Raw genomic sequence first — 20958 nt, forward strand, 5'->3', positions numbered from 1 at the left:
GTCGCGCGGGTCGATCAGGTCATCACCCAGGAGCACCGCGAAGGGCTCGTGGCCGACGTGCGGGGCGGCGCACAGCACGGCGTGGCCCAGACCCCGGGGATCGCCCTGGCGGACGTAGTGCATGGTCGCCAGGTCACTGGACTCCCGCACCTTCGCGAGCCGTTCGGCGTCGCCCTTCTTCTCGAGCGCCGACTCCAGCTCGTAGTTGCGGTCGAAGTGGTCCTCGAGGGGACGCTTGTTGCGCCCGGTGACCATGAGGACGTCGTCGAGCCCCGCCGAGACGGCCTCCTCGACCACGTACTGGATCGCGGGCTTGTCGACGACCGGCAGCATCTCCTTCGGAGTGGCCTTGGTCGCCGGCAGGAACCGGGTGCCGAGGCCCGCCGCGGGAATGACAGCCTTGCTGATCCTGGGGTGCGACTGAGTCATGCTCGCAACCTTATCCGGTGCCTTTGTCGGGAACCTGTGGCTCCGGTTTGTTTGCCCTTTAAGACTGCATTCAAGGAAGGGGGCGAGAACAACCCGTGGAACACGACGGAGGCACGAGCGAGCCTGACAAGCGAATGTTGCGGCGGGAGTTCCTGTCGGTGAGGAACAGGTTGACGGAAGCTGACGTCGACGAGACGGGCCGCGCGCTGGCGGAGCGCGCCCTGGAGCTGCCCGAACTGGCGCACGCGCGCACGGTGGCGGCGTACGTCTCCGTGGGGAGCGAGCCGGGCACGCGGGCCCTGCTGGACGCGCTGCGCGCGCGGGGCGTGCGGGTGCTGCTCCCCACGCTCCTGCCGGACAACGACCTCGACTGGGGCGCGTACGCCGGCCCGGGCTCCCTCACGCGGGTCCAACACGGCGGGAAAATGGCGCTTTTCGAACCCTCCGGCGCGCGTCTCGGCCCGGACGCCGTGACGGCCGCGGACGTCGTTCTCCTGCCCGGCCTCGCGGTCGACGCGCGCGGAATGCGCCTGGGGCGCGGCGGAGGGTCGTACGACCGCGTACTGGCCCGTCTGGAGCGCGCGGGCGCACGCCCCCGGCTCGTGGTGCTGCTGTACGACACGGAGGTCGTCGCACACGTCCCGGCGGAGGCGCACGACAAGCCCGTGCACGCCGTGGTGACGCCCTCCGGCGTGCGCCGCTTCCAGGGCACCTGACCCGGCATCCCCCGCTGCCGTACGACGAACGGCCCGACGACGAAACGGCCCTCCACGCGCGCGTGGAGGGCCGTTTTCCGTGCCGTCAGCCGGTCAGGGCTTCAGGACCAGTGTGTCGCTCGTGCTCGCGTCGACCGCCTTGCCCGAGTACGACCAGGGCAGCAGCTCGCCCTTGGCCCACAGGCTCGTCTGGTCCGTGTAGTGCGCGCTGAAGGCGTGCCCCGAGGCGCCGGTCAGGTTGATCCACCTGGACTTGTCGAAATCGGCGAGGTTGACGACCATCCGCATGGACGGCACCCAGACGACGTTGTAGCCGCCGGCGGCGTTCCAGCCGCTCGCGTTCACCGTGGCCTCGCCGCCGCTGAGCTTCCAGGGGCCGCGGTTGAGGACGTACTGCAGCGCCTTGGGGCCGTCGGTGCCGAGGGTCTGGTTCTTCAGGAACAGGCGGTGCAGCCGGCCCCAGCTCCAGGTGTCGATGTCCTTGCCGAGCTTGGCGGTCAGCTCCCAGCGGGCGTCGATCATGGCCCGGGCGAAGAGCTGGTCCATGTTGTTCGCCGCGGGGCGGGTGCCCGACCTGGGGGTCTTCCACCAGTCGCTGTCCGGCTTGTTCATCAGGGTGCGCACGACCTCGAACCAGCGGTCGCCGCCGTCCGGCTGCGCCTGGTCGGTGTCGCGCTCGCCGCACTCGCGCACCTTGGCGTCGTCGTCGACGGGGCCGGTGCTGTCGATCTTGTCGACCCACAGGCACTGTCCCTGAACGCGCAGTTCCTTGGGCAGCTTGTTCCCGAAGGAGAGCTTGAGGACATTGCGCCAGACCGCGTTGAAGTAGGCGGCCGCCGCGGAGTCGGACTCCTGGGTGTAGTCCCAGCCCTCCAGCAGCTTCTGCGCGTCGCGCACGTTCTTGTCGTCGAGGTTGATCTTCAGCAGCTTCGGCACCAGGAACTTGGCGATCTCGCTGCTGTTGTCCAGCTGCATCTGCCGCATGTCGTCGGTGGAGATCTTGCCGCCGTCCTTGATCTTGGACTCGATCAGGTCGGTGATGCGCTGGCTGCGGGTGCCGTATCCCCAGTCGGTGGTGAGGGTGTACGGGTACTTGTCCTTGTCGACCACGGCCTGGTTGGCGGTGACGATGTAGCCGCGCTTGGGGTTGTACTCGTAGGGGAGCTCGCCCTGCTTGATGAAGCCGGTCCAGCGGTACTTCGAGTTCCAGCCGGGCGCCGGGACGGAGCCGTCGTCGAGAGCCGACCGGGTGGGGATCTTGCCAGGCAGGGTGTAGCCGATGTTGTTGTTGGTGTCGGCGTAGACCAGGTTCTGCGAGGGCACGTCGAACAGAGCGGCGGCCTGGCGGAAGCCGCTCCAGTCCGCGGCCTTGTCGATGGCGAAGACGGCGTCCATGGAGGTGCCCGGGTCCAGCGCGGTCCACCTCAGGGCGATGCCGTAGCCGTCGCCGCGGTCGGGGGCGGCGGTGTTGACCGTGGCCCGCTTGCCGACCTGGACGAGTTCGTCGTCACGGTCGGACAGCAGTGGCATCCCGTCCTGGGTCTGGCGCACGACGATCGTCTTGGACGATCCTCCGGCGACCTTGATGGTCTCCTCGCGGGTGTTGAAGGGCCGGATCTTGCCGTCGTACTGGTAGCCGTTCGCGCTCACCTTCTCCAGGTAGAGGTCGGTGACGTCGACCCCGGAGTTCGTCATGCCCCAGGCGATGTTCGCGTTGTGGCCGATGATCACACCGGGCATGCCGGCAAAGGTGTAGCCGGTCACGTCGTACTGGCACGTGCTGGAGACGCTGCGGCAGTGCAGGCCCATCTGGTACCAGACCGACGGCAGTGACGCGGACAGGTGCGGGTCGTTGGCGAGCAGCGGCTTCTTGGTGATGGTGTACTTCCCGGACACCACCCATGAGTTGGAGCCGATGCCCTGGCCGTTCACTCCGACGGCGGTCGGAACGTTGTCCAGGACGTTGTAGAGGCCCGCCAGCTGGCTTGTGAGCGACGATCCCGACGTGGCCGAGGCGGAGGAGCCGGTCGCGCCCCTGGAGCCCGCAGAGGTGCCTGTGGCGCCGCCCGTGGTGCCGGACGTGCCCGTCGTGCCGGTGCCCTGCGAGGTTCCGGTGGCGCCGCTCTGCCGGAAGGACTTGGTCAGCGCGTTGTACTGGCCTTCCTGCACGATCGGCTTGTTACGGCTGTACGGGTACTCCGGGTACAGGTCGGCGATCTGCTGCGGACCGAGCCGGCTGCTCATCAGGGCGCGGTCGATCTCGTCCTGCATGTTGCCGCGCAGGTCCCAGGCCATCGCCTTCAGCCAGGAGACGGAGTCGACCGGGGTCCACTTCTGCGGCTTGTAGTCGTTGGTGAAGCCCAGGGCCGCGTACTCCAGGGAGATGTCCTTGCCGTCCTTGCCCTGAAGGTAGGCGTTGACGCCCGCGGCGTACGCCTGGAGGTACTTCTTCGTGGCGGCCGACAGCTTGGTGTCGTACTCCTGCTTGGCGATGCGGTCCCAGCCGAGGGTGCGCAGGAACTCGTCGTTCTTGACCTGGCTCTTGCCGAACATCTCCGACAGGCGCCCGGAGGTCATGTGCCGGCGCACGTCCATCTCCCAGAACCGGTCCTGCGCCTGGACGTAGCCCTGGGCCATGAACAGGTCCTCGTCGGAGGACGCGTAGATCTGCGGGATGCCGTTGCCGTCCCGTTTGACGTCGACCGGCCCCGACAGGCCCTGGAGCGTGATCGTGCCCTTGGTCTGCGGGAAGGAGGCGCGGACGGTGCTGATCGACCAGTACGCCCCGAAGGCGATGCCGCCGATGACGGCCAGGACCAGCACCAGCACGATCAGTCGGGCTCTGCGCCCCTTCTTCCTGCCGGGCTTGGCGGGCGCGGCACCGGTGGTGGCGGTGTCACCCGTTGTGGCGGTGGTGTTGGGGGGCATCGCTGTCCTTGCTGTCCTAACGCGAGCGGCAGGTCGGGCTGTGACTTTGAATGAGCGCTGGAGCAACCATAGGCGCAGGGCCCTGTGCCGCTTGACGCGGAGTCGGGAACCAGCGCGTACGAGCGTTCGATCTTCTCCCGGCAAGCGTCAAGAAAGCGTCAAGAGTTAGGTAAGGTAACGAAGTACTTGGGTGCGGTGCGCCGCAGCCTCGGATCTTGTGTACGCGAGCTCGCGCCCCCGGCGTGAGCCAAGGAAGGGAACCGCCGCTGACTGTTCACCACCTCAACCAGCTCCTGCTCGTCTGCTCCGTGGTCCTGCTCGTCGCCGTCGCGGCCGTCCGGATCTCCTCCCGCAGCGGGCTCCCCAGCCTGCTCGTCTACCTGGGGATCGGCGTCCTCATGGGCCAGGACGGCATCGGCGAAATCCACTTCAACAGCGCCGCGGTGACCCAGGTCATGGGGTACGCCGCACTGGTCGTGATCCTCGCCGAGGGCGGCCTCGGCACGAAGTGGAAGGAGATCAGGCCGGTCCTGTCCTCCGCCTCGGTCCTGGCCACCTTCGGCGTCGCCGTCAGCGTGGGCGTCACCGCGGCGGGCGCGCACTTTCTGGTCGGGCTGGAGTGGCGGCAGGCGCTCATCATCGGCGCGGTGGTGTCCTCCACGGACGCGGCGGCGGTCTTCTCGGTGCTGCGCAGAGTTCCCCTCCCCGCGCGCGTGACGGGCACGCTGGAGGCGGAGTCCGGCTTCAACGACGCCCCGGTGGTCATCCTGGTCGTCGCCTTCTGCACGGCCGGGCCGGTCGAGCACTGGTACGTGCTGCTGGGCGAGATAGCCCTGGAACTGGCCATCGGCGCGGCCATAGGGCTGGCGGTGGGCTGGTTCGGCTCCTGGGGACTCAAGCACGTGGCCCTGCCGGCCTCCGGCCTCTACCCGATCGCCGTCATGGCGATCGCCGTGACGGCGTACGCCGCCGGCGCCCTGGCGCACGGCAGCGGCTTCCTGGCCGTCTACCTGGCCGCGATGATGCTCGGCAACGCCAAGCTCCCCCACTGGCCGGCCACGCGGGGGTTCGCCGAGGGGCTCGGCTGGATCGCCCAGATCGGCATGTTCGTCGTACTCGGCCTGCTGGTCACTCCGCACGAGCTCGGGGACGACGTCGCACCGGCTCTGCTCATCGGGCTGGTCCTCACCATGGTGGCCCGCCCGCTGAGCGTGGTGCTCAGCCTGGCACCGTTCCGTGTGCCCTGGCAGGAGCAGACGCTGATGTCGTGGGCGGGACTGCGCGGCGCCGTGCCCATCATCCTGGCGACCATCCCCATGGTGAACGGCGTCACCGGCAGCCGCCGCATCTTCAACATCGTCTTCGTACTGGTCGTCGTCTACACCCTCGTCCAGGGGCCGACGCTGCCCTGGCTGGCGCGCACGCTGCGGCTCGGCGAGCAGGGCGAGGCCTCCGACCTCGGCATCGAGTCGGCGCCCCTGGAGCGGCTGCGCGGACACCTGCTGTCGATCTCGATCCCCGAGGGCTCCCGGATGCACGGCGTGGAGGTCAGCGAGCTGCGCCTGCCTCCCGGGGCTGCCGTCACCCTCGTCGTCCGCGAAGAAAAATCGTTCGTTCCGCTGCCCTCGACGGTGTTGCGCCGGGGGGACGAACTGCTCGTCGTCGCCACCGACCCGGTCCGCGACGCGGCGGAGCGACGTCTGCGCGCGGTCGCCCACGGCGGCAAGCTGGCGGGCTGGCTCGGCATGAACGGGGCGACCAGCTCGCGTTGAGGGCGCGTTCCGTGCGGTTCACGCCCCATTTCCGTGAAATCCCAGGTGTCCACATCCGTGGTGCTCGTTTTCACAGCTGCGGGACGCGCTGGTCCTTGTACCATGAGGGCGCACCCTGATCGAACCAACTCTGCCTGACGCAGAGCTGGCGCGACCGTATGGCGGCCGTTCGCCCCCCACCCCCCGTGGGCGCCGGTATCTACCGCAGTCCGCGCAAGAGGACAGCTCTCGGCCCCGGGCCCCACCAGGCCCGCGCTACCAGGCGGCAGAAAGGCACGGCCGTGGGATCCACGGTCACCACCACCGAACCGGAGAAGACCTCGCCGGCCCCGACCCGCCCGGGATACGGACAGCTGCTGCGCACCCGCGGCGCCTGGACCTTCCTGCTCCCCGGTTTCGCGGCGCGCCAGCCGTTCGCGATGCTCACCATCTCCATCGTGCTGCTCGTGCAGCACACCACCGGCTCGTACGGCGCCGCGGGCGCCGCCGCGGCCGCCACCGGTGTCTCCATGGCGCTGTTCGCGCCGTACAGCGGGCGCCTCGCCGACCGCTACGGCCAGCGCGCCGTGCTGGTCCCCGGTGTTGTGGTGCACACGCTGTCCGGCCTGTCGCTGACGGCGCTCGCGCTGGCGCACGCGCCCCTGTGGGCGCTGTTCCTGGCGGCCGTCCCCACCGGCGCCTCGGTGCCGCAGATCGGCCCCATGGTGCGTGCACGCTGGGGCGTGAAGCTGCAGGGTTCGCCGCTGATGGCCACCGCGGCGGCGTTCGAGTCGGTCACGGACGAGCTGACATTCGTCTTCGGACCGCTGCTGGCGACCGCGCTGTGCACCGCAGTGACACCGGCGGCCGGCCTGCTCACGGAGGGCGCGCTGACCCTCGTCGGCGGTCTGCTGTTCGCCGCGCAGAAGGGCACGCAGCCGCCGGTGACCGGCGAGAGCGGGCACGCACGCGTGCAACACGCCTCCGCGCTGCGCGTGCCGGGCGTGCGCGTGCTGGTCGTGACCTTCCTGGGCATCGGGTCCGTCTTCGGGGGCATGCAGGTGGCGCTGGCGGCGTTCACCGAGTCGATCGGCGAGCCCGGCCTGAACGGTGTCCTGTACGGCGTGTTCGCCGCGGGCAACATGCTGTCCGGCATCGTCTGCGGCGCGATCGCCTGGAAGACAGCCCCCCAGCGCCGCCTGGTCGTCGGCTACACGGCGCTCGCGATCGTCGCGTCCGCCCTGTGGACGGCGCACTCGGTGCTGCTGCTCGCCGGGCTCGGCCTGCTGGTGGGCATGTGCATCGCGCCGGCGCTGATCACCGGCTACACGCTGGTCGAGAGCCTGGTCCCGGCCGGCGCGCGCACGGAGGCCTTCACCTGGCTGACCGGCGCGGTCGCGCTCGGGCAGGCGGCCGCCGTCACGGTCGCCGGACAGCTGGAGGACCGGCTGTGGGACGGTGCGGGATTCCTGGTGCCGATGGCCGGCACCGTACTCGCGCTGGCGACCCTGCTGGCGCTGCGGTCGCGGCTGGTCGCGCGGCCGCAGAACCGTACCGTCGCACGTGGCGTCGGTCACCGCGTGCCGGTGACGGTGGACTGAATCCACGGAATAGGTCACTATGGATCGTCGTTAGCACTCATCGAGTGAGAGTGCCAGGAGGAAGACAGTGCCGACCTACCAGTACCAGTGCACCGAGTGCGGCGACGGCCTTGAGGCGGTGCAGAAGTTCACCGACGACGCCCTGACCGAGTGCCCCAGCTGCGGTGGCCGCCTGAAGAAGGTGTTCTCCGCGGTCGGCATCGTCTTCAAGGGTTCCGGCTTCTACCGCAACGACTCCCGCGGCTCCACGTCGAGCAGCAGCCCGGCGTCGAAGTCGTCGAGCACGTCGTCGTCCGGCACGTCCTCGTCCGACGCGAAGTCGTCCTCGTCTTCGTCCTCGTCCTCGTCGAGCTCCGCCGGCAGCTCCGCGGCCTGACGCCTTTCCCCGGACCCTGCCGTCGTACGACGGCAGGGCCTTCGGCGCCTCCCGGCGCCGCTCCCCCACGGTTTCACCGCCCGCTAGGGTGCTGGTCATGGCGAACGCAGAGATCGGCGTAATCGGTGGCTCGGGCTTCTACTCGTTCCTCGACGACGTGACCGAGGTCCAGGTGGACACCCCCTACGGGCCGCCCAGCGACTCCCTCTTCCTCGGTGAGATCGCCGGCCGGCGGGTGGCCTTCCTGCCCCGGCACGGCCGCGGCCACCACCTGCCGCCGCATCGCATCAACTACCGCGCCAACCTGTGGGCGCTGCGCTCGGTCGGCGTCCGGCAGGTGCTCGGCCCCTGCGCGGTGGGCGGCCTGCAGCCCGAGTACGGCCCCGGCACCCTGCTCGTGCCGGACCAGTTCGTGGACCGTACGAAGTCCCGGATGCAGTCGTACTTCGACGGGTTGCCGCTGCCCGACGGCACCGTGCCGAACGTCGTGCACGTCTCCATGGCCGACCCCTACTGCCCCACCGGGCGGGCTGCCGCGCTGAAGGCCGCCCGGGGACGGGACTGGGAGCCGGTGGACAGCGGAACGCTGGTCGTGGTCGAGGGGCCGCGCTTCTCGACGCGTGCCGAATCGTTGTGGCACCGGGCGCAGGGCTGGTCGGTCGTGGGCATGACCGGTCACCCCGAAGCGGCGCTCGCCCGGGAACTGGAGCTGTGCTACACGTCGCTGACCCTGGTCACCGACCTCGACGCCGGCGCCGAGACCGGTGAGGGCGTCTCGCACGAGGAGGTGCTGCAGGTGTTCGCGGCCAATGTGGACCGCCTGCGCGGAGTGCTGTTCGACGCGGTGGCGGCACTGCCGGAGACCGGGTCACGGGACTGCCTGTGCGTGAACGCGCTCGGCGGAATGGATCCTGGCTTCCGGCTGCCGTAGCGCCTTCGCAAGAAGAGCGGAATTCCCCGTTCGGGTGGGCGAGTTATCCACAACCCGTCCGTGATCCACCGGCTCCGGCGGGATTCGGCGCAAGGCCTCATCGTGGCATCGCAAGCCGAATTCCTCGTCGCAGGCGGTGATTTCCGTGCCTCGTTCCTCGTCCTTGAATCCGTCTCCGCATACGTCTCCCCTTCCGTCCCCGCCCTCTCCGCCCTCTCCGCCCTCTCCGCCTCCGCTCCGGCTTCCGCGCCCGCTGGGCACGGACGCCCCGGCGATCTGTGAGGTGCCGCAGTTCCCGCCGGTGCGGGTGCGCGGCGGGCGGTATCAGCTGCAGCGGCTCGTACGGCACCGCAGGCGGGCCATCGCGGCCGGCCTCGCGGTGACCGCGGCCGCGCTGGTCGCCGCGGGGCCGCGCACGGAGGCCAGGCCGCATCGCGTGGAACAGGCCCGGAAGCACCCGGTCACGGTGCCCGTACGCCGGCATGCGGCCGTGGACCTGGTGGCGGCACCCGTGCGGATCGCCGACGCGGCCACCGTCCGGCTCCTACGGCCCGGCGACCGCGTCGACGTCATCGCCGCCGGGGATCCGACGGCCGGGGGCGCCGCACAGGTGCTCGCGCGCGGCGTGCGGGTGACCGAGGTGCCCGAGCCGCTGGAGGACGGGGCCGAGAGCGGGGCACTGGTCGTGCTGTCGGTGCCGCGTGGCACGGCGGCGCGGCTCGTCGGCGCCGGCGCCACGGCCCGCCTGGCGGTGACGCTGTGCTGAAGCGCCTGGGACGCTTTCTCGGCGGATTGCTGTCAGGTCTCTCGATCCAACGACGGGACTGGACAGCATGGGCTCACCGTGCCGTAGGTTGCGGAGCGTTTCGTTCCACACCCTGCGCATGCGAGGAGAGTCCCCGAGGTGAGCGAGAAGAAGGAACCGAGCGTCTGGCAGGGCTTCAAGGCCTTTCTGATGCGCGGCAACGTCGTCGATCTGGCAGTCGCGGTGGTCATCGGCGCGGCCTTCACGAACATCGTGAACTCGGTGGTCAAGGGGGTGATCAGCCCACTGGTGGGAGCGATCGGCACGCAGAATCTGGATCACTACAGCTTCTGCCTGAAGGACCCGTGCGTGGTGGGCCCGGACGGCACGGTCAAGAGCGGTGTACCGATCCTGTGGGGCTCCGTCCTCGGCGCCACGCTGACGTTCGTGATCACGGCAGCGGTCGTGTACTTCCTGATGATCCTGCCGATGTCCAGGTACCTGGCGCGGCAGGCGGCCCGCAAGGCTGCGAGGGAGGGCGCCAAGGAGGTCGTCGAGGTGACCGAGCTGGAGGTGCTCAAGGAGATCCGCGACGCGCTGGTCGCGCAGCGTGGATCGGGACGCGACGAGCGCTAGCGGCGCTGTCGCGGACGGCTCAGAGGTGGTGGGGCGGCTTCTCGTCGAGGAAGCGCTTCAGGTCGGCGGCGCTGTCGCCGTCCGAGCGCTCGCCCCACCCGCGGTCGGTGTCGTCCGAGGACTGCTGGTCCAGCGGGTCGTCGAAAACCAGTGCGGGCTTCGGGTCGCGGGGCTCGGATGCGGGGGTGGTGCTCATGCCACAAGGGTACGGCCCCGGTCCACGCGCCCGCGCGCGTCCCGCGCCCCCGGCGGACGGCGCCGCTTGTGAATGCGTTCATTGTCTGCTGATGCCTTCACAAGGCCCTCTGGACGCTTTTCTGCTGTGCTGAGAGGCATGACCTCGAGTTCCGCTCCGGCACCCGCCTCCTCGGGCGCACCCCCGTCCTCCGGACCGCTGCGACGCCTCGTCGCGCGCGGGCGCGACGAGGCGCACCGGGTCTCCTCGCCGCTAGAGCTCTTCTTCGACCTGTGCTTCGTCGTGGCGATCGCGCAGGCCGGCGCGCAACTGGTGCACGCCGTCGCCCAGGGACACGCGGGCGACGGAATCCTCGACTACGCCATGCAGTTCTTCGCCATCTGGTGGGCCTGGATGAACTTCACCTGGTTCGCCTCGGCGTACGACAACGACGACGCGCTCTACCGGGTCGTCACCCTGGTGCAGATCGCCGGCGTCCTGGTGCTGGCCGCCGGCATCTCCCGGGCCTTCCAGCATCACGACTACCTGGTGGTCTGGCTCGGCTACGTGATCATGCGGCTGGCGATGGCCACGCAGTGGCTGAGAGCGGCGAGATCGGCCGAGGGCGCCGAGAGAACCGTCGCGCTGCGGTACGCGTGCGGCGTGCTCCTGTGCCAGGTGCGGGCCTGGAGGTGGCCGTGGAACACGCGGTCGGCAAGACCGACATCTCCGCGCTGTCCGCGGCGGCGGCCGTGACACTGCCCACGGCGCTGTATCTGCTCACCGTCTGGGCGCTCCACTCTCGGCACTTCAAGGTCGGCATCGCCCAGCAACTGGTGCTGCCGGCCGCGGCGCTGCTGGTGATCTGCTGCACTTTCCTGGGCGGCTGGGCGGTACTCGCGGCGGGGCTGGTGTGCTCGGCCGCGGTCGCGACCGGAGTGGCGCTGACGGCGCGCATGGTCCCCGGGCAGCACGCGGCGAGCGCCACCGCTCCGGCAGGCTGACTCCTCGCGGGCACTTCGGTGGGCGAGACTGGCCTCCATGACAGTTGACGCAATCACGGACGTCGCCGGGGTGCGGGTGGGGCACGCCACCCGCAGCGGGGGCGGCTGGCTCACCGGCACCACGGTCGTGCTCGCTCCGGAGGGCGGCGCGGTCGTCGCCGTGGACGTGCGCGGCGGCGGCCCCGGCACCAAGGAGACCGACGCGCTCGACCCGCGCAACGTGGTCCAGCGGGTCGACGCGGTCGTGCTCACCGGTGGCAGCGCGTACGGGCTCGACGCGGCGTCCGGGGTGATGGCCTGGCTGGAGGAGCAGCGGCGCGGAGTGCGGGTGGGGCCGGACCCGGCGCACATCGTGCCGGTCGTGCCGGCCGCGTGCGTCTTCGACCTGGGGCGCGGAGGGAACTTCGGCGCGCGCCCGGACGCGGCGACGGGGCGTGCGGCGGTGGAAGCCGCGGCGGCGAGTACGCCGGGCGCCCGGGTGGCGGAGGGGTGCGTCGGGGCCGGTACGGGCGCCGTTGCGGGGCGCGTCAAGGGTGGCGTGGGCACCGCGAGCACGGTGCTCGACTCCGGGATCACCGTGGCCGCACTGGTGGTGGTGAACGCCGCGGGGTCGGTGATCGAGCCCGAAACGGGGGCGTTGTACGGGGAGTTGTGTCAGGGGCGGGTGGAGTATCCCGAGGAGCGCGTGCACGTGGCCGCGCGCCGGCGCCTCGACGAATGCGCCGCCAAGAACGCACCGCCTCCGCTCAACACGACGCTGGCGGTCGTCGCGACCGACGCGAGCCTCTCCAAGGCGCAGGCGCACAAGCTGGCAGGCACGGCGCACGACGGGATCGCGCGCGCCGTACGGCCGGTGCACCTCATGAACGACGGCGACACGGTGTTCGCGCTGGCGACCGGCGCACGCTCTCTTTCCGAGCACCCGCTGGAGCTCAACGGCATCCTCGCTGCCGGTGCGGATGCGGTGACACGGGCGATCGTGCGGGGTGTGCGCGCCGCCGAGTCGGCCGAAGGGCCCGGTGGAGTGTGGCCGTCGTACGGGGAGTTGTACGGGGCGAGGTAGGGGTGGTGCGGGCTCGGGGGTGCGGCGTGCTGCGGCGGGCTGTGGCCGGGATGGAGCGACCGTCGGGCTTGAATTGTCGCGGTTCTGTCACGTGATGGCGTTCACGTGGATCTGGAGGGAACCTTCCCGGGCGCCGGTTCCCTCTTTCCTCACGCATGGGAGCGGATCACGCACATCACACGAACCTGGAGCAGCCTGTGACAACGCCGGACATTGCAGCGCGGCGCGTACTGGGGGCCTGTGCCGCCCTGGTGGTCGGCAGCCTCACTCTGACCGCCTGCGGTGGCAGCGCCAACGCCACCGGCGACGGCAAGAACTCTCCCAAGACGTCCACGGCGAAGATCGCGATCTCGGCCAAGGACGGTTCGACCGACGCGTCCATCAACGCGACCGGCGTGAAGGTCAGCGGCGGCAAGCTGACCGACGTGAAGATGACCGTGTCGGGGACGGGGCAGACCGTGGCCGGGACGATATCCGCGGACGGCGGCAGCTGGAAGCCGAAGCAGCAGCTGGAGCGCGGGACGAAGTACGAGATCGACGCGACCGCGAAGGACGCCGACGGGCGTACCGCGGCGGCCAACTCCATCTTCACCACCGTGACGACGGCGAACAGCTTCATCGGCACCTATACGCCCGACAACGGCAGCACGGTCGGGGTGGGCATGCCGGTGTCGTTCACCTTCGACAAGTCGATCTCCGACAAGAAGGCCGTGCAGTCGCACATCACGGTCAACTCCAGCAGTGGCCAGCAGGTGGTCGGGCACTGGTTCGGGGACCGGCGGCTGGACTTCCGGCCGCAGGACTACTGGAAGGCCGGCTCCAGGGTCACGATGCAGATCGATCTGGACGGGGTCCAGGGCGCGAAGGGCGTCTACGGGGTGCAGAAGAAGACCGTCTCCTTCACCATCGGGCGGTCGCAGGTCTCCACGGTCGACGCCAACACCCAGACCATGACCGTGGTACGGGACGGCAAGACGGTCAAGACCATTCCGATCTCCACCGGAAGCCCGCAGCACACCACCTACAACGGGCAGATGGTGATCTCCGAGAAGTTCACACAGACCCGCATGGACAGCCGGACGGTCGGCCTCGGCGGTGAGTACAACATCCCGGACGTGCCGCACGCGATGCGCCTGACGGACTCCGGCACCTTCATCCACGGCAACTACTGGTACAACCAGGGCAACCCGCCCTTCGGCCGCGAGGGCACCAGCCACGGCTGCGTCGGCTTGGCCGACGTGCAGGGCGCGCAGGGCGCCACGCCCGCCAAGTGGTTCTACGACAACACACTCATCGGGGACGTCGTCATCGTGAAGAACTCCCCGGACACGACGGTGGCCCCGGACAACGGGCTCAACGGCTGGAACATGTCGTGGAGTGCCTGGACCGCCGGAAGTGCCGCCTGAACGGCTGGTTTTGACACCATGTCGGGCCGCGCGGGAACTTTTCGCGCGGCCCGCGCGTTTTCCCGGCATACGTTTTCTCGGTTCCCGGACATGATGTCCGACCGAGGGGCTACGGTATGCACCCACAAGGTGACATGCAGCAACGCCGGGAGATGCCTTGAGCGTTCCGTACGAGACGGCAGCGTACGAACCAGCCGAGTCGCCCGAGTCTCCTGAGGAGCATCTCGAGCGACTCCTCGGCCGTGCCCTGAACTCCTTCGAGCTGCCCGACGAGGTCATACGGCAGCTCGACTGCGCGCTGGCGCACGACAGTTCGCTGCACTCCGCGTACCACAGCGCGGGACGGCACCGGGAGACGTACCGGCACACCTGGCTGCTCGCCGACGGCTCCGCGGTCACGCTGTGGGAGCTCGTGCACAACCCCACGCCGGGCGGCGCCCCGGAGAGCGAGGTGTACGTCGACGAGGAGGAGCTGCAGACGGCCACGGCTCGGCTCGGGATGCCGCCGGAGACGCCCGAGTTCGAGGTGCCCGCGCTGATGCGGCTGTGGGCGATTCCGGAGCCCCGCCACATGTTCGCCTCCGACGACTCGGCGGACCACGCGCGCCGGCTTCTGCGTCGCGCGGAGAATCCGGACCGGCCCGGTGCGGAGACGGCGGCGCTGCTGGCGACTGCGACGGCGCACGAGATCACGCAGGCGTTCGGGCGCCCGGGGCGCGCCGGGCGCGCGGGTCTGAGCTACGCGCTGTACCAGCACGCGTTCCTGCTGCCGGACGGCGGTGAGCTGTCCCTGTGGGAGGTCGAGCACACGGCGACGCCGGACGGGCGGCACATGTGCGAGGTGTACATGTCGGAGGACGCGGCGCGGGACGCCATGGAGCGGCGCGCGGCGCGGCAGGCATAGCACGCGCCGAGGGCGCGGGGGTGACGGCGCCTGTCCGGTCAGTGATCGCCGAGACGCCGTATCAGCCCGGCGAAGGCGTCCTGTTCCGCGGGGGTCAGCTCCACCTTCTCCAGCGCAGGTCCGGCCTGCCGTTGGGACGGCAGGAGCGGGAGACGAGCAGCCCGGAGCTCTCGCAGGGCCTCTGCACGGAAGCGGCGCAGCAGGCGTATGACGCCGATCGCCCACGCCGTGCCGGCCAGGGCGAGGACGGCCGCGCCGGCCAACTGGAGGGTCGAGACATGCTCTGGCATACGTCCCAGTACACACCACGGTCCGGGACTTTGGTCCCGGACCGTGACGTATCTCGCAGGTGCCGTGAACAACTCACAGCGCGCTAAAGGGACAAGGTGTGGCGGAGGGGGTGTGATGCTCAGGCTGCCACGGGCTGCTTGGTCTCCTTCGCCGTGGTGGCCGCGTTCGTGGCGGGGTCGGTGGCCGTGGTCTCCGGGGTCTGCTTGCGCATGCCCTTGAGGAGGACGACCAGGGCCGTGGTGGCGCAGACACCGGCCGCGATGGCGATGAGGTACAGGAACGGGTTGCCGATCAGCGGGACGACGAAGATACCGCCGTGCGGGGCGCGCAGGGTGGCGCCGAAGGCCATCGACAGGGCGCCGGTGAGCGCACCGCCGACCATCGACGCGGGGATCACGCGCAAGGGGTCGGCCGCCGCGAACGGGATCGCGCCCTCGGAGATGAAGGAGGCGCCCAGGACCCAGGCGGCCTTGCCGTTCTCGCGCTCGGTCTGCGTGAACAGCCTGCCGCGCACGGTGGTGGCGAGGGCCATCGCCAGCGGCGGGACCATGCCGGCCGCCATCACCGCGGCCATGATCTTCATCGCGGAGTCGCCGGGGTTGGACACCGCGATGCCGGCGGTGGCGAAGGTGTAGGCGACCTTGTTGACGGGGCCGCCCAGGTCGAAGCACATCATCAGGCCGAGGAGGGCGCCCAGCAGGATGGCGTTGGTGCCGGTGAGGCTGTTCAGCCAGCTGGTGAGGCCCTTCTGGGCGCCGGCGATGGGCTTGCCGACCACGACGAACATCAGGAATCCGACGATCGCCGAGGAGATCAGCGGGATCACCACCACCGGCATGATGCCGCGCAACGCAGGGGGGATCCGCACCTTCTGGATGGCCATCACCACGCCACCGGCGATCAGACCGGCCGCGAGGCCGCCGAGGAAGCCCGCGTTGATGGTCAGTGAGATCGCGCCGCCGACGAAGCCGGGGACCAGGCCCGGCCGGTCGGCCATGCCGTAGGCGATGTAACCGGCCAGGACCGGGACGAGGAAGCCGAAGGCCACCGCGCCGATCTGGAACAGCAGGGCGCCCCAGCTGTCGGCCTGGGTCCACACGAAGTGGTCCATCACCGACGGCGCCTTGTTGATCTTGTAGCCGCCGATCGCGAAGCCCACGGCGATGAGGAGACCGCCCGCGGCGACGAACGGAACCATGTAGCTCACGCCGCTCATCAGCCACTTGCGCAGCCTGGTGCCGTAGCCCTCGGTGGAGTCGCCGGCGCGCTCGACCGGCGTGCCGCCCGACGCCGGCGCCGGCGCACTCGTCTCGCCGCGCGCGGCCTTCGCACGCACCTCCGTGATGAGTTCCGCCGGGCGGTTGATGCCCGCCTTCACTCCGACGTCGACGGTCGGCTTGCCGGCGAAGCGGTCCTTGTCGCGTACGGGGACGTCGTGCGCGAAGATCACGGCGTCCGCCGCCGCGATCACCGCCGGATCCAGCCGGGTGAAGCCGGCCGAGCCCTGTGTCTCGACGACGAGTTCGACGCCCGCCTGGCGTCCCGCGTTCTCGAGGGACTCAGCCGCCATGTAGGTGTGCGCGATGCCGGTCGGGCAGGAGGTGACGGCGACGACACGGAAGGGGCGTCCGCCGGAGTCCGTGGCGGAGCCGGCGCCCGCGGGAGACGCCTGCGCCGGGGCTGATGTGCCCGGCGCCTGCGCCGTGGTGCCCGCCGCGGCGTCGGCGGAGGCCGCCACCGACGCCGCAGCGGTGTCTTCGGATGCGCCCGCGGCACTCGCAGCGCCCGCGGCGCTCTGAGCGGCGCCTGCAGCAGCGCTCGCGCCCGCGCTCGCCTCCGCACCCCCGGCGTCCGCCACACTGCCCGCGTCCTCGCTCGCGCCGGCACCCGCCTCGGAAGGCGTCGGCGCCTGCGCCGTGCTGGGCGTCTCGTCCCCGCGGATCAGCGCCGCGGCCGTCTGCACATCGGCCACCCCGCGCAGCGCCGAGGTGAAGTCGGTGTTCATCAGCTGGCGGGCCAGTGAGGAGAGGATCGTGAGGTGGGCGTCGTCGGCGCCGGCCGGGGCCGCGATCAGGAAGATCAGGTCGGCCGGGCCGTCCGCGGCGCCGAAGTCGATGCCCGCGCCGCTGCGGCCGAAGGCGAGGGTCGGCTCGGTGACGTGGGAGCTGCGGCAGTGCGGGATGCCGATGCCGCCGTCGAGGCCGGTCGGCATCTGCGCCTCGCGCGCGGCCACGTCGGCGAGGAAGCCCTCCAGGTCGGTCACCCGGCCCTGGGCCACCATGCGCTCGGCGAGGGCACGCGCCGCCGCTTCCTTGGTGTCGGCGGACAGGTCGAGATCGACCAGGTCCGCGGTGATCATGTTGCTCATCGCGGGCTCCTATGCACGCGTATCGCCCGGGGAGAGGGGTGGGCGGAGGTGGGGACGGGGGTGCGGTGGGGGGATGAGGCGGGCCGGGTGGGCGCCTCCTGGGGTGCGGACGCGATGCAGGCGCCCAGCCGCCGGGTGCCGGTGTGGGGGCCGCGGAGCGCGTGGGCGTTCATGACGCTGGCTCCGTCAGTTCGCGGTCGAGCGGGATCTCCGCCGTGACGGTCACCGCCGACGGGTCCAGGTCGGCGGGGGTCGGCATGACGCTGCCGGGGAGCTGGACGGCGGCGGCGCCGTGGGCGACGGCGGAGGCGAGGGCCGCGGGGCCGCTGCCTCCGGCGATCAGGAAACCGGCGAGGGAGGAGTCGCCGGCGCCGACGTTGCTGCGGAGGGTGTCCACGGGCGCGGTGGCGAACCAGGCGCCCGCGTCCTCCACGAGGAGCTGCCCGTCGGCGCCCAGGCTCGCGAGCACGGCGCGCGCGCCCATGCCGCGCACCTCCTCGGCCGCCTTCAGCGCGTCGCCCACGGTCGCCAGGGGGCGCCCGACGGCTTCCGCGAGCTCCTCGGCGTTCGGCTTCACCACGTCGGGCCGCGCGCGCAGCGCCTCCAGCAGCGCACGCCCCGAGGTGTCCAGCGCGATGCGCGCGCCCCCGGCGTGCGCCCGCGTGACGACATCGGCGTACCACGAGGGCGCGAGCCCCCGGGACAGGCTGCCGCAGCACGCGATCCAGTCGGCGTCGCGGGACTGCGCGCGCACGGTGTCCAGGAGGAGCTCCTGTTCGGCCCCCGACAGCTCCGGACCCGGCGCGTTGATCTTCGTGAGGGCCCCGTCGGACTCCGCGAGCGCGATGTTCGAGCGGGTGGCTCCGGCGATCGGCACCGGCGCGACCTCGATGCCCTGCGCGTCGAGCAGGTCGGCGATGAGCGCCCCCGGCGCACCGCCCAGGGGCAGAACGGCGACCGTGCGCCGGCCGGCGGCCGCGACGGCGCGCGAGACGTTCACGCCCTTGCCGCCGGGGTCCATGCGCTCCGTCTCGGCACGGATGACCTCGCCGCGCTTCAGGGCCTGGACCTCGTAGGTGCGGTCGAGGGACGGGTTGGGGGTGACGGTGAGGATCATGCGCGCACTACTTCCGTGCCGCCGCGCTCGATGGCGGTGGCGTCTTCCAGGCTCAGGCCGTTGTCGGTGATCAGCAGGTCCACGTCGCTCAGGTCACCGAAGCGGGCGAAGTGCTCCTGGCCGTGCTTGGCGGAGTCGGCCAGCAGCACCACGCGCCGGGCGGCGGCGACCGCGGCCCGCTTGACCGCGGCCTCGGCGAGGTCCGGGGTGGTCAGGCCGTGCTCGGCGGAGAAGCCGTTCGCCGCCACGAACAGCACGTCGGCGCGGATCTCGCTGTACGCGCGGAGCGCCCAGGCGTCCACGGCGGCGCGCGTGCGGTGTCGCACGCGCCCCCCGACCAGGTGGAGCTGGATGCCCGGGTGGTCGGCGAGGCGGGCGGCGATGGGCAGGCTGTGCGTGACGACGGTCAGGGTGGCCTCGAGCGGGATCGCGGCGGCGACCCGGGCGACCGTCGTACCGGCGTCGAGGATCATGGTGCCCTCGGTCGGCAGTTCGGCGAGGGCGGCCTTGGCGATGCGGTCCTTCTCGTCGGCGGCGGTGGACTCGCGCTCGGTGAGGTCCGGTTCGAAGTCGAGGCGGCCGACCGGGATGGCACCACCGTGCACGCGGCGGACAAGGCCGGCGCGGTCGAGGGCCTTCAGATCGCGGCGAATCGTTTCCGCGGTGACCTGGAACTCCTCGGCGAGCGACAGCACGTCCACCCGGCCGCCGTCACGTGCGAGCCGGAGGATCTCCTGCTGCCGTTCCGGTGCGTACATGTCGTTGGCCTCCGTCTGGGTGTCCGTTCACTTCCGAGTGATGCCCGAACGTGTGGTTTCGACCTGAGACTACGCCCGGATTTCCGGAAAGTAAACAAGTTCGGACTCCGATCGGGCGTGATCGGACTTCTCTGGGTGTCCGAACAACAGACGGGCCCGGCACCCTGCCGGTGCCGGGCCGCTGTCGTGCCTGCTCAGGGCACCAGTTCCGGTTCCCGTTCGAGCGCGGGCAGGTCCGGTTCGGCCGCTTCCTCGTGAGGGGCCGGCCGCTTCGGGAGGGCGGACATCAGCAGGAAGATCGCGCCCATGATCCCGGCGACCCACCACAGCGCGTGCTGGAAGGCGTGCACGAAGGCCGGGCCGACCTGGGCCGGGGCGAGCCGGTCGCCGATCTCGCCGAAGAACACCACCGACACGAGCCCCAGGCCGAGCGCGTTGCCCATCTGCTGCACCGTGTTGATCAGCCCGGATGCGGACCCGGCGTGCTCGCGCGGCACCTCCGACAGCACCGCGTCGGTCAGCGGGGCGACGATCAGCCCCATCCCGGCGCCCATCACCACCAGCGGCAGGGCCATCTGCCAGGAGGCGATGGCGAGGCCGTACCGGTGGGCCTCCCACAGGTAGAGCAGTACGCCGGCGGCCATGACCAGCGCGCCCGCCTGGAGCACCTTCCGCCCGAACCTCGGGACCAGCTTCTGCACCGACATTCCGGCCGCCGTCGACACCGCGAGCGAGAACGGCACACCGGTCAGCCCGGCCCGCAGCGGGCTCCAGCCCAGGCCGATCTGCATGTACAGCGTCCAGACCAGGAAGAAGATGCCGAGCGCGACCCCGAAAACGGTCTGTACGGCGATGCCCGCGGCGAAGCTCTTCACCCGGAAGAGGGACAGTTCGACGAGCGGGGAACCGTCCCTGGCCGCCTTCCGTTTTTCGTACGACACCAGCGCCGCGAAGACGACGAACGCGCCGGCCATGCAGAGGTACCCCCACAGCGGCCAGCCCAGCTCGCGGCCGCGGGTGAGCGGATACAGCAGCATCAGCAGGCCCAGCGAGACCAGGGCGACACCGACGAGGTCCAGCTTCAGCGCCTTGGGGGCCTTCGATTCGGTGATGAAGCGGCGGCCCAGGATCCAGGCCAGGACGCCGACAGGGAGGTTGATGAGGAAGATGGGCCGCCATTCGAGCCCGAAGAGGTTCCACTCCGTCAGGAGCGCGCCGAGCAGCGGTCCGGAGACCGCGCCCAGGCCGACAACTGCGCCGAACAGGCCGAACACCTTGCCGCGTTCGTGGGCCGGGAAGGTGGCGTGCACGATCGACAGCACCTGCGGCACCATCATCGCCGCCATACCGCCCTGCAGGATGCGGGAGGCGACCAGCATCTCCGGGTTCGCGGCGAAGCCGCACAGGGCGGAGGCGAGGGTGAAGCCGCCGACACCGATCAGGAACAGCCGTTTGCGGCCGTGGATGTCGCCCAGACGTCCGCCGGTGATGAGAGCTGCGGCGAAGGCCAGGGCGTAGCCGGCCGTTATCCACTGGATCTGGCTGACCGACGCGTGGGCGCTCCGCTGGATGGACGGGATGGCGATGTTGACGATCGTCACGTCGACCAGGTCCATGAAGGCCGCGGTCATGACGATGGCCAGGGCCAGCCAGCGGGCTCGGTCGGGTGACGGCTCGGGGAGCACCGTGGGAGTTGCTGTCGTGGTCGTCGTCCTGGGCTGGTCGCGCAGTTCCCCGCGCCGCTTGCCGGTGTTGCTGT

At 70.8% G+C, this 20958-nt stretch carries 18 protein-coding genes and 1 pseudogene; 11 read left to right on the forward strand and 8 right to left on the reverse strand.

Annotated elements, in window-relative coordinates:
- On the reverse strand, positions 1-429 hold a 429-nt coding region (locus tag ACWDEN_RS32975), incomplete at its 3' end, for a UTP--glucose-1-phosphate uridylyltransferase (RefSeq protein ID WP_450861493.1).
- A 134-nt stretch (positions 430-563) separates the two neighbouring features.
- Between ACWDEN_RS32975 and ACWDEN_RS32980 the strand changes: the two genes are divergently transcribed.
- Positions 564-1145: a 5-formyltetrahydrofolate cyclo-ligase gene (locus tag ACWDEN_RS32980; RefSeq protein WP_351621575.1), complete on the forward strand. Its 582-nt coding sequence runs from the start codon at positions 564-566 to the stop codon at positions 1143-1145.
- Positions 1146-1238: 93 nt separating this feature from the next.
- Here ACWDEN_RS32980 and ACWDEN_RS32985 read toward each other — a convergent pair whose 3' ends face one another.
- Complete coding sequence (locus ACWDEN_RS32985; protein ID WP_351621541.1) at positions 1239-4073, reverse strand: penicillin acylase family protein; 2835 nt, start codon at positions 4071-4073, stop codon at positions 1239-1241.
- Between the two features lie 212 nt (positions 4074-4285).
- Here ACWDEN_RS32985 and ACWDEN_RS32990 point away from each other — a divergent pair, with 212 nt between their 5' ends.
- The 6 genes from ACWDEN_RS32990 to mscL all read left to right on the forward strand — a co-directional run bounded on the left by ACWDEN_RS32990 (position 4286) and on the right by mscL (position 10113).
- The gene (locus ACWDEN_RS32990) at positions 4286-5845 is read left to right on the forward strand and encodes a potassium/proton antiporter (RefSeq protein ID WP_450861592.1); all 1560 of its coding nucleotides are present in this window, start codon (positions 4286-4288) and stop codon (positions 5843-5845) included.
- 281 nt (positions 5846-6126) lie between these two features.
- The gene (locus tag ACWDEN_RS32995) at positions 6127-7425 is read left to right on the forward strand and encodes an MFS transporter (RefSeq protein ID WP_351621546.1); all 1299 of its coding nucleotides are present in this window, start codon (positions 6127-6129) and stop codon (positions 7423-7425) included.
- A 67-nt stretch (positions 7426-7492) separates the two neighbouring features.
- On the forward strand, positions 7493-7801 hold the full coding sequence (locus ACWDEN_RS33000; RefSeq protein ID WP_351621549.1) for an FmdB family zinc ribbon protein: 309 nt from the start codon (positions 7493-7495) through the stop codon (positions 7799-7801).
- Positions 7802-7898: 97 nt separating this feature from the next.
- On the forward strand, positions 7899-8732 hold the full coding sequence (locus ACWDEN_RS33005) for an S-methyl-5'-thioadenosine phosphorylase (protein ID WP_450861496.1): 834 nt from the start codon (positions 7899-7901) through the stop codon (positions 8730-8732).
- 274 nt (positions 8733-9006) lie between these two features.
- A complete protein-coding gene (locus tag ACWDEN_RS33010) occupies positions 9007-9498 on the forward strand; it encodes a hypothetical protein (protein ID WP_450861594.1) in 492 nt (163 codons plus the stop codon).
- 138 nt (positions 9499-9636) lie between these two features.
- On the forward strand, positions 9637-10113 hold the full coding sequence (mscL, locus tag ACWDEN_RS33015) for a large conductance mechanosensitive channel protein MscL (protein WP_351621554.1): 477 nt from the start codon (positions 9637-9639) through the stop codon (positions 10111-10113).
- A 19-nt stretch (positions 10114-10132) separates the two neighbouring features.
- On the opposite strand, the gene ACWDEN_RS33020 is transcribed toward mscL, so the two are convergent.
- Positions 10133-10309: a hypothetical protein gene (locus tag ACWDEN_RS33020; RefSeq protein WP_351621557.1), complete on the reverse strand. Its 177-nt coding sequence runs from the start codon at positions 10307-10309 to the stop codon at positions 10133-10135.
- 138 nt (positions 10310-10447) lie between these two features.
- Here ACWDEN_RS33020 and ACWDEN_RS33025 point away from each other — a divergent pair.
- The 4 genes and pseudogenes from ACWDEN_RS33025 (at position 10448) to ACWDEN_RS33040 (ending at position 14665) form a co-directional block, all read left to right on the forward strand.
- Positions 10448-11292: pseudogene (locus tag ACWDEN_RS33025) on the forward strand (low temperature requirement protein A).
- A gap of 37 nt (positions 11293-11329) precedes the next feature.
- Positions 11330-12355, forward strand: coding sequence for a P1 family peptidase (locus ACWDEN_RS33030; RefSeq protein WP_351621563.1), 1026 nt, complete (start codon positions 11330-11332; stop codon positions 12353-12355).
- Between the two features lie 197 nt (positions 12356-12552).
- Positions 12553-13761: an Ig-like domain-containing protein gene (locus tag ACWDEN_RS33035; RefSeq protein ID WP_450861499.1), complete on the forward strand. Its 1209-nt coding sequence runs from the start codon at positions 12553-12555 to the stop codon at positions 13759-13761.
- 157 nt (positions 13762-13918) lie between these two features.
- Positions 13919-14665, forward strand: coding sequence for a DUF6227 family protein (locus ACWDEN_RS33040; protein WP_450861501.1), 747 nt, complete (start codon positions 13919-13921; stop codon positions 14663-14665).
- 38 nt (positions 14666-14703) lie between these two features.
- Here the strand turns inward: ACWDEN_RS33040 and ACWDEN_RS33045 are convergent, their stop codons facing one another.
- From ACWDEN_RS33045 to ACWDEN_RS33065, 5 genes are all read right to left on the reverse strand, one after another.
- On the reverse strand, positions 14704-14955 hold the full coding sequence (locus ACWDEN_RS33045; protein ID WP_351621570.1) for a hypothetical protein: 252 nt from the start codon (positions 14953-14955) through the stop codon (positions 14704-14706).
- Between the two features lie 119 nt (positions 14956-15074).
- Positions 15075-17324: a PTS fructose transporter subunit IIABC gene (locus ACWDEN_RS33050; RefSeq protein ID WP_450861502.1), complete on the reverse strand. Its 2250-nt coding sequence runs from the start codon at positions 17322-17324 to the stop codon at positions 15075-15077.
- 169 nt (positions 17325-17493) lie between these two features.
- Positions 17494-18441: a 1-phosphofructokinase gene (gene pfkB, locus ACWDEN_RS33055; protein ID WP_450861504.1), complete on the reverse strand. Its 948-nt coding sequence runs from the start codon at positions 18439-18441 to the stop codon at positions 17494-17496.
- A complete protein-coding gene (locus ACWDEN_RS33060; RefSeq protein WP_351619656.1) occupies positions 18438-19199 on the reverse strand; it encodes a DeoR/GlpR family DNA-binding transcription regulator in 762 nt (253 codons plus the stop codon). Before ACWDEN_RS33060 ends, pfkB begins: the two co-directional genes overlap by 4 nt.
- A gap of 194 nt (positions 19200-19393) precedes the next feature.
- On the reverse strand, positions 19394-20830 hold the full coding sequence (locus ACWDEN_RS33065) for an MFS transporter (RefSeq protein ID WP_450861596.1): 1437 nt from the start codon (positions 20828-20830) through the stop codon (positions 19394-19396).
- Between the last annotated feature and the right edge of the window lie 128 nt (positions 20831-20958).

This window comes from Streptomyces sp. NPDC001153, from assembly GCF_053598315.1.

Excerpts from the sequence above, each read along its gene's own strand:
- ACWDEN_RS33030 (WP_351621563.1), top strand. The coding sequence starts at position 11,330 with ATGACAGTTGACGCAATCACGGACGTCGCCGGGGTGCGGGTGGGGCAC.
- ACWDEN_RS32980 (WP_351621575.1), top strand. The coding sequence starts at position 564 with ATGTTGCGGCGGGAGTTCCTGTCGGTGAGGAACAGGTTGACGGAAGCT.
- ACWDEN_RS33020 (WP_351621557.1), bottom strand. The coding sequence starts at position 10,309 with ATGAGCACCACCCCCGCATCCGAGCCCCGCGACCCGAAGCCCGCACTG.
- ACWDEN_RS33005 (WP_450861496.1), top strand. The coding sequence starts at position 7,899 with ATGGCGAACGCAGAGATCGGCGTAATCGGTGGCTCGGGCTTCTACTCG.
- ACWDEN_RS33065 (WP_450861596.1), bottom strand. The coding sequence starts at position 20,830 with ATGACCGCGGCCTTCATGGACCTGGTCGACGTGACGATCGTCAACATC.
- ACWDEN_RS33045 (WP_351621570.1), bottom strand. The coding sequence starts at position 14,955 with ATGCCAGAGCATGTCTCGACCCTCCAGTTGGCCGGCGCGGCCGTCCTC.
- ACWDEN_RS32985 (WP_351621541.1), bottom strand. The coding sequence starts at position 4,073 with ATGCCCCCCAACACCACCGCCACAACGGGTGACACCGCCACCACCGGT.
- ACWDEN_RS33060 (WP_351619656.1), bottom strand. The coding sequence starts at position 19,199 with ATGTACGCACCGGAACGGCAGCAGGAGATCCTCCGGCTCGCACGTGAC.
- ACWDEN_RS33050 (WP_450861502.1), bottom strand. The coding sequence starts at position 17,324 with ATGAGCAACATGATCACCGCGGACCTGGTCGATCTCGACCTGTCCGCC.
- pfkB (WP_450861504.1), bottom strand. The coding sequence starts at position 18,441 with ATGATCCTCACCGTCACCCCCAACCCGTCCCTCGACCGCACCTACGAG.